This window comes from Colwellia meonggei, assembly GCF_057537295.1.
Genome location: NZ_BAAJLZ010000010.1, coordinates 55,442 through 68,237, shown reverse-complemented (window position 1 = coordinate 68,237; position 12,796 = coordinate 55,442). Strand labels below are relative to the sequence as shown.

At 38.5% G+C, this 12,796-nt stretch carries 13 protein-coding genes; 4 read left to right on the top strand and 9 right to left on the bottom strand.

Annotated elements, in window-relative coordinates; all coding sequences use genetic code 11:
* Positions 1 to 30 precede the first annotated feature (30 nt).
* The 4 genes from AC27E9_RS17720 to AC27E9_RS17705 are packed head-to-tail and all read right to left on the bottom strand — an operon-like array spanning position 31 to position 2,814.
* Positions 31 to 564, bottom strand: coding sequence for a pilus assembly protein PilP (locus tag AC27E9_RS17720; protein ID WP_487132489.1), 534 nt, complete (start codon positions 562 to 564; stop codon positions 31 to 33).
* Positions 561 to 1,169: a type IV pilus inner membrane component PilO gene (locus tag AC27E9_RS17715; protein WP_487132487.1), complete on the bottom strand. Its 609-nt coding sequence runs from the start codon at positions 1,167 to 1,169 to the stop codon at positions 561 to 563. The genes AC27E9_RS17720 and AC27E9_RS17715 overlap by 4 nt, the downstream gene beginning before the upstream one ends.
* Positions 1,169 to 1,747 carry a PilN domain-containing protein gene (locus AC27E9_RS17710; RefSeq protein ID WP_487132485.1) on the bottom strand — a complete coding sequence of 193 codons (579 nt, stop codon included), beginning with the start codon at positions 1,745 to 1,747 and terminating at the stop codon, positions 1,169 to 1,171. The genes AC27E9_RS17715 and AC27E9_RS17710 overlap by 1 nt, the downstream gene beginning before the upstream one ends.
* Positions 1,735 to 2,814, bottom strand: coding sequence for a pilus assembly protein PilM (locus AC27E9_RS17705; RefSeq protein ID WP_487132483.1), 1,080 nt, complete (start codon positions 2,812 to 2,814; stop codon positions 1,735 to 1,737). Before AC27E9_RS17705 ends, AC27E9_RS17710 begins: the two co-directional genes overlap by 13 nt.
* Before the next feature lie 131 nt (positions 2,815 to 2,945).
* Between AC27E9_RS17705 and AC27E9_RS17700 the strand changes: the two genes are divergently transcribed.
* Both AC27E9_RS17700 and pckA read left to right on the top strand, forming a co-directional pair.
* Positions 2,946 to 5,513, top strand: a complete 2,568-nt coding sequence (locus tag AC27E9_RS17700; protein WP_487132482.1) for a penicillin-binding protein 1A — start codon at positions 2,946 to 2,948, stop codon at positions 5,511 to 5,513.
* A gap of 390 nt (positions 5,514 to 5,903) precedes the next feature.
* Entirely contained in the window at positions 5,904 to 7,514 is a 1,611-nt protein-coding gene (gene pckA, locus AC27E9_RS17695; RefSeq protein ID WP_487132480.1) for a phosphoenolpyruvate carboxykinase (ATP), read from the top strand.
* Between the two features lie 158 nt (positions 7,515 to 7,672).
* On the opposite strand, the gene envZ is transcribed toward pckA, so the two are convergent.
* Together envZ and ompR are read right to left on the bottom strand one after the other, a co-directional pair.
* A complete protein-coding gene (envZ, locus tag AC27E9_RS17690) occupies positions 7,673 to 8,971 on the bottom strand; it encodes a two-component system sensor histidine kinase EnvZ (protein ID WP_487132478.1) in 1,299 nt (432 codons plus the stop codon).
* 43 nt (positions 8,972 to 9,014) lie between these two features.
* Positions 9,015 to 9,740: an osmolarity response regulator transcription factor OmpR gene (gene ompR, locus AC27E9_RS17685; RefSeq protein ID WP_487132476.1), complete on the bottom strand. Its 726-nt coding sequence runs from the start codon at positions 9,738 to 9,740 to the stop codon at positions 9,015 to 9,017.
* A gap of 305 nt (positions 9,741 to 10,045) precedes the next feature.
* On the opposite strand from ompR, the gene AC27E9_RS17680 reads away from it, so the two are divergent.
* Positions 10,046 to 10,411, top strand: coding sequence for a hypothetical protein (locus AC27E9_RS17680; RefSeq protein WP_487132474.1), 366 nt, complete (start codon positions 10,046 to 10,048; stop codon positions 10,409 to 10,411).
* Positions 10,412 to 10,414: 3 nt separating this feature from the next.
* Here AC27E9_RS17680 and AC27E9_RS17675 read toward each other — a convergent pair whose 3' ends face one another.
* The gene (locus tag AC27E9_RS17675; protein ID WP_487132472.1) at positions 10,415 to 10,837 is read right to left on the bottom strand and encodes a hypothetical protein; all 423 of its coding nucleotides are present in this window, start codon (positions 10,835 to 10,837) and stop codon (positions 10,415 to 10,417) included.
* A gap of 249 nt (positions 10,838 to 11,086) precedes the next feature.
* Here AC27E9_RS17675 and AC27E9_RS17670 point away from each other — a divergent pair, with 249 nt between their 5' ends.
* Complete coding sequence (locus tag AC27E9_RS17670; RefSeq protein WP_487132470.1) at positions 11,087 to 11,587, top strand: TlpA disulfide reductase family protein; 501 nt, start codon at positions 11,087 to 11,089, stop codon at positions 11,585 to 11,587.
* Here the strand turns inward: AC27E9_RS17670 and AC27E9_RS17665 are convergent.
* A complete protein-coding gene (locus AC27E9_RS17665) occupies positions 11,569 to 11,907 on the bottom strand; it encodes an antibiotic biosynthesis monooxygenase family protein (protein WP_487132468.1) in 339 nt (112 codons plus the stop codon). The two genes, AC27E9_RS17670 and AC27E9_RS17665, sit on opposite strands and share 19 nt — an antisense overlap.
* A gap of 16 nt (positions 11,908 to 11,923) precedes the next feature.
* The gene (locus AC27E9_RS17660; protein WP_487132466.1) at positions 11,924 to 12,754 is read right to left on the bottom strand and encodes a mechanosensitive ion channel family protein; all 831 of its coding nucleotides are present in this window, start codon (positions 12,752 to 12,754) and stop codon (positions 11,924 to 11,926) included.
* Positions 12,755 to 12,796: the final 42 nt, after the last annotated feature.

The following is a 12,796-nucleotide window of genomic DNA, read 5'->3' as shown; positions in this document are numbered from 1 at the left end:
TTTTAATTTTCATTTTTTTTAATAGCAACATTAATTCCTTTGCCCCTCTGCACTTGTTTCCGTCATGGTAACGACTGTTTCACGTTCCACCCAGCACCCAGCGCCATCTGGGATTAACTCTAATACTTTGACATTATCTTGGCTTACCGCAGTAATTCGACCGTGAAATAACCCGACATAACTACCAACCGCAATGCGATGTAAGGTTTTGTCTGACGCTTCTACTAACGCCCAAGTTACGCCAAGTTCACCTAACGTTCCTCGCATGACTAGATCACTCAATGAGAACTTCTCTAAAGGCTGCTTCCTACGACGCGGATCTGGGCTCAAACATCCTGACATTTGTTGAATTTTTTCTTGTATCGCCTCAGGTTTAGGAACATCAAATGGACTTCTCAGCGTTTGTGCTGAATAATCAAAGTGGTCAAAAACTGTAACGGCTGGCATAGGAGCAATATTACTTGTAGCACTCGCTTGTACATTAGCAATATGTACTTTCAAGTCACTAGTATCGTCAAAACACCCCGTTAGTAAAACAACAAGAAGTGGCGCTAATTTTTTCATTGTGCGGTAGCCTCTCGATAACGGTAGGTTTTAGCTTGTAACTTTAATTTTAATTCGCCAGGGGTTGAACCTTTAAGGTTGATATCAAAATTATGTAACGTTACAATTCTTGGTAAACCAGCAATTCGACTAACGAACTCACCAAACTCATGATAAGTACCTAATACTTCTATATCTATTGGCAATTCAATGTAAATTTCCTGCTCAATTTCTGGTTGCCAATTCAATTTAACAAAATCAAGCCCCGTTGTGGTACCAACAAAGGTAATATCGTCGAGTAAACCTGGTGTTTCGTGGCTTTCAGGTAAACTTTTCAATTGATTAGCAAACATTGATTCTGCTTCGATCATTTGCTGTTCAAATAGCTCTAAATTAGCTGCAATATGATATTTGGCCTGATATTGTTGCTTTAAAGTAACTTCCTCAGCTGTAACACGCTCTAAATGACTAATACGATCGCTAATCATCAAGGCGTAACCTAACCCTAATACCAAAACAACAATAAACACTGAAAGTAATATTTTTGCCGCTTTCGGCCATTGCGCAATGTTATCAAGCTCCAAGCCACTAAATTGCTCCATAAACTCTGATAAATCAAAATTCATTATGAGCCTCCTTGTGATTTAGCGCTATTGAGATTAATTAGCCCTTTAATGCGAACACGCATTTTAAAATCACTTAGTAACTTACTTTTTGCGTCGTTGGAAGTGATCGATTCAAGTACCGCATCATCAAATAAATCTGAGCGTTCAATTTCTCTAATCATATTTGCTAAATGGTTATTAGACTCACTTTTTCCGGTGATATTTAAGCTATTATCTTGTTTTGTTAGACGCGTTAAATAAATGCCATTCGGAACAATTTTAGCAATTTCATCTAATACTTGCGTACCCACATTACGACTGCGCTGTAGCTGTTCAACAACACTGGTACGCTTTTTCAGTTCCTTTTTCTTTTCATTTAACGATTTTATTTTCGCAATGCGTAAATCCAGTACTTGAATTTCGTTTTTCAAAAATTGATTGCGAGCAACTTGGCCGTCAACACGCATTTGATAGAACTGGTTTACTAAAAATACGATGGCAAAAGCACTTAACGCTACTGCGGTTAAAGCGCTAAAAAATGCACGTTGTTTAGCTTTCTCGGCTTCTTCTCGCCATGGTAATAAATTTATATATGCCATGGAACAAAACTCCTTAATGCTAAGCCTGCCGCAACCATCAAACGAGGTGCTGTTTTAGCTAATTCATCTTTATTGATATTACTAGAAATTTCCATGCCTTCAAAAGGGTTAGCAATAACAGTATATATACCTAATTCTTCAGTCAGTAATTGTTCTACCCCTTCAACTAAAGCACTACCGCCAGAGATAACTAGATAATCTATTTTCTCTTTACCGCTGGTGGTTAAAAACATTTGAATTGCACGACGTATTTGTTGTACTAAAATGGTATGAAAAGGTGCTAATACTTCAAAGGTATAATTGGGCGGTAAATCATCTGTTAACTTTGCAATTTCTGCTTCTTCAAATGACTTATTGTAGTAGGAAACAATCGAACGAGTATATTGCTCTCCGCCGAATAATTGATCTCGGCTATAAATATGATTGCCCGCTTCACTAACAGAGAATAACGTCATGGTTGCGCCAATATCTACTGTTGCGACAACTTTGTCGCTAGCATCATCCGGTAATTGTGCCAAAGTCAAGTCATAACCTCGACTAACCGCATATGATTCAACGTCAATAACTTTAGTATCAAAACCACCAGCTTCTAGTGCCGCAACCCGCGCTTCAACTGATTCAGTTCGCGCCGCACTTAATAAAACATTAATTTTACTTGGATCAGATTCATTAATATCGAGTGATTCAAAATCTAAACTTACTTCATCAAGCGGGTAAGGGATTAAGCTATCGGCTTCAATTTCTATCTGGCTTGCTAATTCATGTTCAGTTAGCGCCACATCCATATAAATGATTTTAGTGATTACAGTTTGCCCAGAAACGGCTGAAGCGGCATGGGTAATCGAAGAGGATATTTTTTTACGAATTTTAGCGACAACTTTACCAACAGCATCAATATCTTGAATTTCTCTGTCAACTATTGCTCCTCTGGGCATAGGTTCAATAGCGATAGTTTCGAGCACATAACCATTGTCATTCTGGTTTAATAAAACAGCTTTAATAGAATGTGAACCAATGTCGATCCCGACCATTAAGGAGGTTTTCTTTTTCCATAAACTACTTAACATAGAACCCTACTAGAACATTTTATTATAATAATATTAGGCATAAAATTCGTATAAATACATTTATTACATGCTTTTACACGATATACTAGTACTATTACACCATTTTTATAAACTTTATTGAGCATTTTTTTGTGTTTTCTATAAAAAACCTGTTAAAAGCAGCCTCGTTGCTGATATTTCTTGGAGTTCTAGCGCTCGTTGGCATTTATTTCTCTATGCGCGCTAATTTACCCAGTGTTGAATCGCTTCGTGATCTACAATGGCAAACCCCGATGCAAATATTCAGTGCCGATGGCAAATTAATCTCACAGTTCGGTGAAAAAAAGCGTATTCCCCTAACATTAGAAGAAATGCCAGAACAACTAATTAATGCGGTATTGGCGACCGAAGATGACAGGTTTTATTTGCACTTTGGTGTCGACCCTATTGGTATGGGCCGAGCGGTTACGGGCCAGCTAATGGGGCAAAATAAAGGCGGTGCTAGTACCATCACCATGCAGGTTGCCCGAAACTTCTTCCTAACACGTGAACAAACATATGTTCGTAAAATTCGTGAAATATTTATTTCTTTTCATATTGAAAGCCTATTAACGAAAGATGAAATTCTAGCGTTATATATGAATAAAATATCCTTAGGCCATCGTTCCTTTGGTTTTGGTGCTGCTGCACAAGTTTATTATGGTAAAGATGTAAAAGAGCTTACTTTGGCACAAATTGCAGTGCTTGCAGGCTTGCCAAAAGCGCCATCAACCATGAACCCAATTAGCCGCCCGTTACGGGCAAAAAGCCGCCGTAGCGTTGTATTGCAACGCATGTATATCGCCGGTTACATCGACTCAAATCAACTCGCTATTGCCAACGCTGCGCCAATTACTGCTAAAAAACATGGCGCAGAAATAGAGTTAGATGCGCCATATATTGCTGAAATGGCGCATCAGGAAATGATCGAACGCTACGGAAAAGAAGCGGCATATACTGGCGGTTTTAAGGTATTCACCACTGTGCCATCAAAATTACAACATGCAGCCCAAAAGGCCGTTGTTGATAATATTTTCGCTTACGACCAACGCCACGGCTATCGCGGCCCAATTGCGTCTTTGCGCCCTAATACTGATGAAATAACAAATGATAATACGTTAGCCGCTAAAGAATTTCCTTTAACTGAAGATGAAATTCAACAAGCTTTATTAGGAATAAAAAGTTATCAATCATTAACGCCTGCAGTGGTAACAGACATATTTGAACAAGCAATTATGGTGCAACTTAAAGACGGCACCGTTATTGAAATTAACTGGCACGGTTTATCTTGGGCAAGAGAATTTTTAAATGACGACAAACAAGCAGCACCACCAAAAACAGCGGATGAAGTAGTCGCTTATGGTGATGTTGTTATGGTTGCGCCAAATAACGAGGGTAGTTATAGGCTGAGTCAATTACCTGATGTGAGTTCAGCTTTAGTTTCACTTGACACTGATAATGGCGCGATTAAAGCCGCTGTTGGCGGATTTAGTTTTGCGCAAAGTCAATTCAACCGAGTAACACAAGCCAAACGTCAAGTTGGCTCAAATATTAAACCATTTATTTATTCTGCCGCTTTAGACAGTGGTTATACCTTAGCTTCTATTGTAAATGACACGCCAATTAACCAGTGGGATAGAAGTTCAGGTATCGTTTGGCGGCCGAAAAATTCACCACCAGTTTATAATGGTGAAATACGTTTACGCTTAGCGCTTGCTCAATCGAAAAATGTTATCGCAGTTCGATTACTGCGCGATGTTGGTTTAAATAAAATTATTCCATATTTAGCATCATTTGGTTTTGATCCTGACGATCTTCCACGCAACGAATCTTTGGCGCTTGGTTCAGCGTCATTAACACCGTTAGAAGTAGCGACCGGATTTGCCACTTTTGCTAATGGAGGCTTTTTAGTTGAACCTTATCTTATTGAGCGTATTGAAGACTCCTTCGGTAAAGTTTTATATCAAGCCAATCCTGCAATTGCATGTGATGAGTGTATACAAGAAAACGACATTGCTTTACTAGCAGGAAGTAATATTGAAGAACTCAATGAAAATGTGGCAACGGAAAATGTTGACGAACCGACTATAGTGAATAAGGCTGAACGAGTGATCAGTTCACAAAATGCTTTCTTAATTACTGAAGCGCTAAATTCTGCAATTTGGGGTGCTGATTGGAATATAAAACCTTTTTGGCAAGGCACTGGGTTTCGTGGGCGTGCATTGAAACGACGTGATATTGCCGGTAAAACAGGAACAACAAACCAAGCAAAAGATGCCTGGTTTTCAGGCTATAGCCGTCGCATAGTCACAACATCTTGGATAGGTTTTGACAACCCAAGCCGTAATTTAGGTAAAACCACTTACAACAGCAATTTAGGTAAAAACCAGATTACAGGTAAAGAATTTGGTGCAAAATCAGCTCAACCAGCCTGGATCAGCTATATGAAAGAAGCATTAGCAGAACTACCAGTTGAGCCATTTGAACAACCCGACGCATTAATGTCAGTTCGTATTGATAAAATTTCAGGAAAATTAAGTACTAAAACCGATAAGTCTAGTCGCTTCGAGTACTTTGAATTAGGCTCTGCACCAACAGAATATATAAGCCAAGATCACAGTCGAGAAATATTAGACGGCAACAATAATGATGAAGAGCCTGAAGAGGATATTTTTGATTAACCACTAAAAAGTTTCGTTATACAACACAGCGAATGAAAAAATTGTTTTCATTCGCTATTTTTTCTCCAATATTACGAATTATTTTCCCTTCATAACAATTCAATAACACCTGTAATTACCTGACCATTTAGTCAACCCAACAAAACCACTAACGCACTGTAAAATAAATAAATAATCACAACTATGCGGTGATTAATTTTCTTCTTTTACGTACATTGCTCATCTTACTAGCATGCTTTCATTTCAAAAAAATGAAAGTTACCTTGAAAACTTTCACAACGAAAGAAAAAAAACTTTCGTTTTGCGCTACGATCGCCTAAAATTGCGCCCTCAATCGGGATACCGAAACTAATTCTTTAAAAATCGTCATACTTTAGGAGCGAATTCGCTATGGCAGCTTTAGAAAACTCAATCGATTTATCTTCATACGGCATCACCAATGTTGCTGAGGTTGTTTACAATCCGTCATATGAGTTACTTTTTGCTGAGGAAACAAAATCTGATCTCACAGGTTATGATAAAGGTACAGTTACTGAACTAGGTGCTGTTTCTGTTGACACTGGTATTTTTACTGGTCGCTCTCCTAAAGACAAGTACATAGTACGTGACGATACTACGCGCGATACTGTCTGGTGGTCAGATCAAGGTAAAAACGACAACAAACCTATGACTCAAGAAACTTGGGACAGCTTAAAAGGTTTAGTCACTGAGCAATTATCTGGTCAACGTCTATTTGTTGTTGATACATTTTGTGGTGCCGATAACGACACTCGCTTAAAGGTTCGCTTTATTACTGAAGTCGCATGGCAAGCACACTTTGTTAAGAACATGTTCATTCGTCCAACAGATGCCGAATTAGCAAATTACGAACCTGATTTCGTGGTAATGAATGGTGCAAAAACAGTAAACCCTAACTGGAAAGAACAAGGTTTAAACTCTGAAAACTTTGTCGCCTTTAACTTAACAGAAAAAATGCAGTTAATTGGCGGTACTTGGTACGGCGGCGAAATGAAGAAAGGTATGTTCTCTATGATGAATTACCTATTACCATTAAAGGGTATTGCTTCAATGCATTGTAGTGCCAACGTTGGTGCTGATGGCGATACTGCAGTTTTCTTCGGCCTATCTGGTACAGGTAAAACTACATTGTCAACAGATCCAAAACGCCAATTAATTGGTGATGATGAGCACGGTTGGGATGACAATGGTGTGTTTAACTTTGAAGGTGGTTGTTACGCAAAAACTATCAACCTTAGTAAAGAAAATGAACCTGATATCTACAACGCCATCCGTCGCGACGCATTATTAGAAAACGTAACGGTTGATGAGAATGGTAAAATTGATTTTGATGATAATTCAAAAACAGAAAACACTCGTGTTTCATACCCTATTCATCATATTGATAACATCGTAAAGCCAGTTTCTCGTGCTGGCCATGCTAAAAAAGTTATCTTTTTAACGGCTGATGCATTTGGTGTTTTACCGCCAGTAGCTAAGTTAACTCCAGCACAAACCGAGTACTACTTCTTATCGGGTTTCACAGCGAAGCTAGCGGGTACTGAGCGTGGTATTACAGAACCAACACCAACATTTTCAAGCTGTTTTGGTGCTGCATTCTTGAGCTTACACCCAACACAATATGCAGAAGTATTACGCAAACGTATGCAAGCTGCTGGCGCTGAAGCTTATCTAGTAAATACAGGCTGGAATGGCACAGGCAAACGTATTTCAATTAAAGATACGCGTGCAATTATTGATGCTATTTTAGATGGTTCTATCGATAATGCAGAAACACAAGTTTTACCATTATTTAACTTAGATATTCCTACGAGCATCGAAGGTGTTGATAACGGCATTTTAGATCCGCGTGATACTTATGCAGAAAAAGCTGAGTGGCACGGCAAAGCAGTTGATTTAGCTAACCGTTTCGTTAACAACTTTGATAAATTTACCGATACTGATAACGGTAAATCATTAGTTAATGCGGGTCCTAAAGTTTAATCACTTAGTACACTCGACTTATTTACCATAGAGTAGCATTTACTCTATGGTAAAATTGAAAAAGCCATCATAATTTATGATGGCTTTTTTGTTACTTTCTTATTACCCGTTATTTTTATCTATGCCTTACTTTCACCGTACGCGAAAAGCAAATAGGGCTAGTTATGCGTTATTGGTAAACATATTTTAGCCATTAAACCACCTTCTGGTTTATTTGATAACTCAACCCGGCCACTATGGGTATCAACAATACGTTTAATAATTGCTAAGCCTAAACCACTACCTTCTGTGCCTCTGGCTTTATCACCTTGCGTAAAAGGCTGAAACAAACGCTCAATATCAACATCAGGTATGCCAGGGCCCTCATCACAAACGCAAACACATATTTCTTGCTTTAAGGCGTTATGGCTTGTTGATACCATAATTTTACCGTCGCTGTAACGTAAGGCATTTTGCAGTAGGTTCGAAAGTGCTCGTTTTATCGCAACATAACGTAGCGGCAACTTAGGCAAGGTTTCAGCACTAAATTCAATTTTACGTTCGAGTATGCTTTCCGATTGAACCACCTCTTCAATAAGTACATTAATGTCAGCAAGTTCAGCCTTATCTTTACTATCATGGCGAATATAATCGATGAACTGATCGATAATGGTATTCATATCATCAATATCACCTTCAATGCCGTCTTTCAAAAATTCATCTTGTTGAGATATCATTTCAGTCGCTAGACGGATCCGTGTTAATGGTGTGCGTAAATCATGGGAAATACCGGCCATTAATAAATTTCGGTCATCTTCAAGCTGTTTAATGCCCTTTGACATATGATTAAATGCGCGTGTCACAGCGACAATTTCCGTGGTACCACGTTCGCTTAACGGCTCCGGAAAATCTCCTCGACCAACGTCATGTGCAGCATGTTGCAAAGCTCCTAGCGGGCGGTTTAGTTGTCGAACAAATAGCCAGCCCCCCATAACACTTAAAATCCCTAAAATCATCAACACTAAAATAAGTGGTGAGAAATTTTCTTCTTCTAAGCCATTAATTGGAATTTTAACCCAGTAATCGGGAGCTTGTGGAGGCCTGATCCAAAACAGATATTCATCACCTTGAGAAATACGAACCTCTGCTGGACCACCTAATAAATTAGACATTTCAGAGGACCTAAATGCGTAATACACTGCATCTTGTAATCCCAACTTCATCGCTGCAGCTTCTCGATAGACCCCGATACCTGTTTCGCGGGTAAAAGCATCTCCCATGGCAGGGCTAAGCTCTTCATCAGCAATATCAATAAAAACAACACGAACTTGTTTTGCCAATAACTGGTTAACTTGTTGCGCATTCGGTTGAATAATATATATCGACATCGATATAAAAGAGACAACCTGATTAATTAACAACAAGACACCAATTAATAGCACCGTTTGGCCGAAAGCACTACGCGGCAATATTTTCATAGATTTCTACTAGATAGGATTCATTTAAATTACATAGGCAAAATTAGGCGACAGATTTCCCTTCTGGAACAAAAACATAACCTAAGCCCCAAACTGTTTGGATGTAACGAGGCTTTGCAGGGTCTTCTTCTAACATTCTCCGTAACCTGGAGACTTGAACATCAATACTCCGCTCAAGTGCAGAATAGTCTCGACCGCGAGCTAAATTCATCAGCTTATCCCGTGATAAAGGCTCTCTTGGATGTGTTATTAAGGCTTTTAATACTGCGAACTCACCACTCGTTAGTGGCATATTAACATCGCCTTTCAGCATTTCTCGAGTAGCAAGGTTTAATTGATAGTCACCAAAGGAAATAACATTCTCTTCTTGTGAAGGCGCACCAGGAGCTTCTTGTACACGTCGGCGCAATACAGCTTTTATACGGGCTAATAACTCACGAGGATTAAACGGCTTTGGCATATAATCATCAGCGCCTAGCTCTAAGCCGATGATACGATCCACTTCATCACCTTTTGCTGTTAGCATAACAATTGGAATATCGTTTGAGCCTTGCCTTAAGCGTCTACAAATAGATAAACCATCTTCCCCTGGTAGCATTAAATCAAGCACCAACAAATGAAAATTCTCGCGTTCAAGTAATCTATCCATTTGCTCTGAATTTGCTGCACTTCGCACAACAAAACCTTGCTCTACTAAATACCGCTCTAGTAATGCTCGTAAACGCATATCGTCGTCTACTACCAATACTTTCGGTGTTTCATGTCCCATAATGCCTGTTCCATTTTGTTATTTTTCAACTTGGTTTAACTATAAGCCATATTGTTACAAATAGAAAAACCTGTTCTGTGTCAGTTTCCTTGCATTTGTTACAAATTATGTTATCGAGTTAATACGCTAAGGTATAGGATTATATAAACTTTTCTATATTTAATAACAAATAGCAACAAGTTAGCTGCAAGTTAAATTATTCTCGCTTAACAAGCACTAAAAATCATCAATGAAATAGTGACTAAGTTATAACTTAGTCATTTGCAAGTACTTACATTGCTGGACGATTGTGGGAGAATAGCTCCATGAGAGTTTGGGTTTATTTCCACAAGGCACCTATTCGTGTTTTGCTGATTAGCAAAAGGCGCAATTTCGTGCGCCTGAAGCGGAATATGCTGAAAGTGAAAATTGCATTAGCGCAGGAAAAAATAGAAACCAAACAAATGCTAAGCATTTATAAGCGTTACACTAAACGTCAGGCTAGTACCGATGAAATGCGAGTTGCCAATCAGCAATTTGTTGATATTTTAAAAGGATTAGGTTTAGGGGTATTTGCAGTTTTGCCATTTTCGCCAATTACTATTCCGATTATGATCAAGGTTGGTCGCATGGTCGGCGTTGAAATATTACCCAGTTCATTTATTGATAAGAAAAACAACGACAAATCATAACAGTTATTGCAAATAGTTAATCGCTTGATCGGTAACGCACTGAGTAAAACTTTTTTGTCGCTCGGCACGAGAAAGTGACGCTATTGCCTTACCAACAAGTTGCATTTTTTGTTCTCTATCCGCTATCGGTAAGTCAGCCAATTGCTCATGAAAACATCCCGACAAACCATAATTTAATGCAATATCGGATTTAGGCGATGCGCCATCAAGGCACTCCATTAATTGCTCAGCTAAGGTATTTTTATCTACCTCAGTGATCAAGCCTTTTATTGTTAGGCTTTCATCAGGCGCTTTTTGTTGTTGACAGCTAAAGTACATATCGGCAACAGCAACAATAGGAATAAGCTTTTCATGTTGCGTGCCAAAGCGAGCCTTTAACCACTGATCTCTATCTAATTGTTGTGATTGCATTGCATTTATCGGCATAGCCAACACCAGCATACATGTAGTTGTAAATACGCTAATTACACAGGTAATCTTTTTGATTAAATTAGTTGGATTATTCATAGTTCGGCCATGTGGTTAACATCAACACTATAATATAAAAACATAGCGATACTGTCTGTAACAAATGTCTTCATCTATTACTTTATCATTGTCTAAACAAAGACTAAGCTTTGCCAAAAGCACATTGCATGTTTAAATAACTCACTAAATAATAATATATGCGATGTTATGGTTATCACATCTTTTACTAAAGTATCTTTGTTCTTACTATGCAATGCGATTTTCACATTGCCAATGTTCACATATGCTAGTGAAACAACACTAGAGCGATTAGATCATCATCTTAATCAGCATAAAGGTAAAGTTATTTATTTAGACTTTTGGTCTTCTTGGTGTGGGCCTTGTCGAAAATCATTCCCTTGGATGAACAAACTGCAGCAAAAATACCAAGAGCAAGGCCTAACTATTTTGAGTGTAAATTTAGATCATGATCGAAAGCTAGCTGATAAGTTTTTGCTAGATAGTCCTGCGGACTTTCCAATTATATATGACAGCAAAGGCCTTATCGCGCGAAAATATAAGCTCAAAGGTATGCCTAGTAGTTTTATTTATGATCGAACGGGCAAGCTTGTAAACGCGCATGTTGGTTTTAATAAACAAAAAAGCCAGCTTTATGAACAAGAGCTGGCTCAATTACTCAATGCCAAAAATCAGCTTGAAAAGCCATAGCATTTTTCCACTTTGCTAATACGGACAGTAAAGTCTTTATACCATACCGAGCGACCTAACTTCTGGGCAGCAAGATGCTTACTATTTTGCTGCCAACTATGAATATCACTTAAGCTACGCCAGTATGAAACGGTAATACCAACCTCTTCTCTAGCTGATTCCATTCCTAAAAAACCAGCTTGCTGCTCTGCCAACTCCACCATAGCATTCGCCATTTCATGATAGCCCTCCAACTCCTTATTCATTATCGAACTAAATATCACAGCGTAATAAGGCGGCGACGGTGTTTGCGCAAGCATGTTTTTAATTTCTTCCGTCATAGGTTTAACTGCTTAATTATTTAGGCTGTATCATATGTACATCGCGTTGCGGGAACGGGATAGTAATATTTTCTCTATCAAAGGCAAGTTTCACTTCCTCAATAACACCGAAATATACTGGCCAATAATTTTCTGAATCCGTCCATGGACGCACCAGTAAATTCACTGAACTATCAGCATGGGCAGATACAAAAATATCAGCTGCTGGCGACTTTAATATCCGCTCATCGGCATCAAGCACACTTTGTAAAACTTCTTTTGCCTTTTTAATATCATCGCCATAGCTAATACCAAATGTTAAATCGACACGACGAGTTGGTTCAACAAAAATGTTTTTAACACAACCATTTGACAATAAGCCATTTGGAATAATAACCCGTTGATTATCTAGCGTTAATAAAATGGTGTTGAATATTTGAATCTCTTGTACCACACCAACATAACCTTGTGCGTCAATAACATCGCCAGCTTTAAACGGTTTAAAGAATAAAATTAAAATACCACCGGCGAAATTCGACAAACTTCCCTGCAGTGCTAAACCAACGGCAAGACCTGCAGCACCCAGCACAGCTATTAATGAAGTGGTTTCAACCCCAACCATAGAGGCAAATATAATAATAAGAATCGACTTCAATAATATGCCGACGATACTTAGTAAAAATTGATGTAAGGTAATTTCTACTTTCTTTCTTTGCATTGCTAAGTCAAATAATTTTAATATTCGCTTAACTACCCAAAGTCCAACTAGAAGAACAATTATGGCGACTAATAACTTAGTACCAAACTGTACTGCTAAATCTCCTAGCATAGTGGCATACCTTTCTATGGTGCTGACATTCATTTCCATCACAAATTCCTATTTATTGTTATGATTTTCATAAGTTAACAA

Coding starts and splice junctions, on each gene's coding strand:
- AC27E9_RS17720 (WP_487132489.1), bottom strand. CDS start 564: ATGAAAAAATTAGCGCCACTTCTTGTTGTTTTACTAACGGGGTGTTTT.
- AC27E9_RS17715 (WP_487132487.1), bottom strand. CDS start 1,169: ATGAATTTTGATTTATCAGAGTTTATGGAGCAATTTAGTGGCTTGGAG.
- AC27E9_RS17710 (WP_487132485.1), bottom strand. CDS start 1,747: ATGGCATATATAAATTTATTACCATGGCGAGAAGAAGCCGAGAAAGCT.
- AC27E9_RS17705 (WP_487132483.1), bottom strand. CDS start 2,814: ATGTTAAGTAGTTTATGGAAAAAGAAAACCTCCTTAATGGTCGGGATC.
- pckA (WP_487132480.1), top strand. CDS start 5,904: ATGGCAGCTTTAGAAAACTCAATCGATTTATCTTCATACGGCATCACC.
- envZ (WP_487132478.1), bottom strand. CDS start 8,971: ATGAAAATATTGCCGCGTAGTGCTTTCGGCCAAACGGTGCTATTAATT.
- ompR (WP_487132476.1), bottom strand. CDS start 9,740: ATGGGACATGAAACACCGAAAGTATTGGTAGTAGACGACGATATGCGT.
- AC27E9_RS17680 (WP_487132474.1), top strand. CDS start 10,046: ATGAGAGTTTGGGTTTATTTCCACAAGGCACCTATTCGTGTTTTGCTG.
- AC27E9_RS17675 (WP_487132472.1), bottom strand. CDS start 10,837: ATGCCGATAAATGCAATGCAATCACAACAATTAGATAGAGATCAGTGG.
- AC27E9_RS17670 (WP_487132470.1), top strand. CDS start 11,087: ATGGTTATCACATCTTTTACTAAAGTATCTTTGTTCTTACTATGCAAT.
- AC27E9_RS17665 (WP_487132468.1), bottom strand. CDS start 11,907: ATGACGGAAGAAATTAAAAACATGCTTGCGCAAACACCGTCGCCGCCT.
- AC27E9_RS17660 (WP_487132466.1), bottom strand. CDS start 12,754: ATGGAAATGAATGTCAGCACCATAGAAAGGTATGCCACTATGCTAGGA.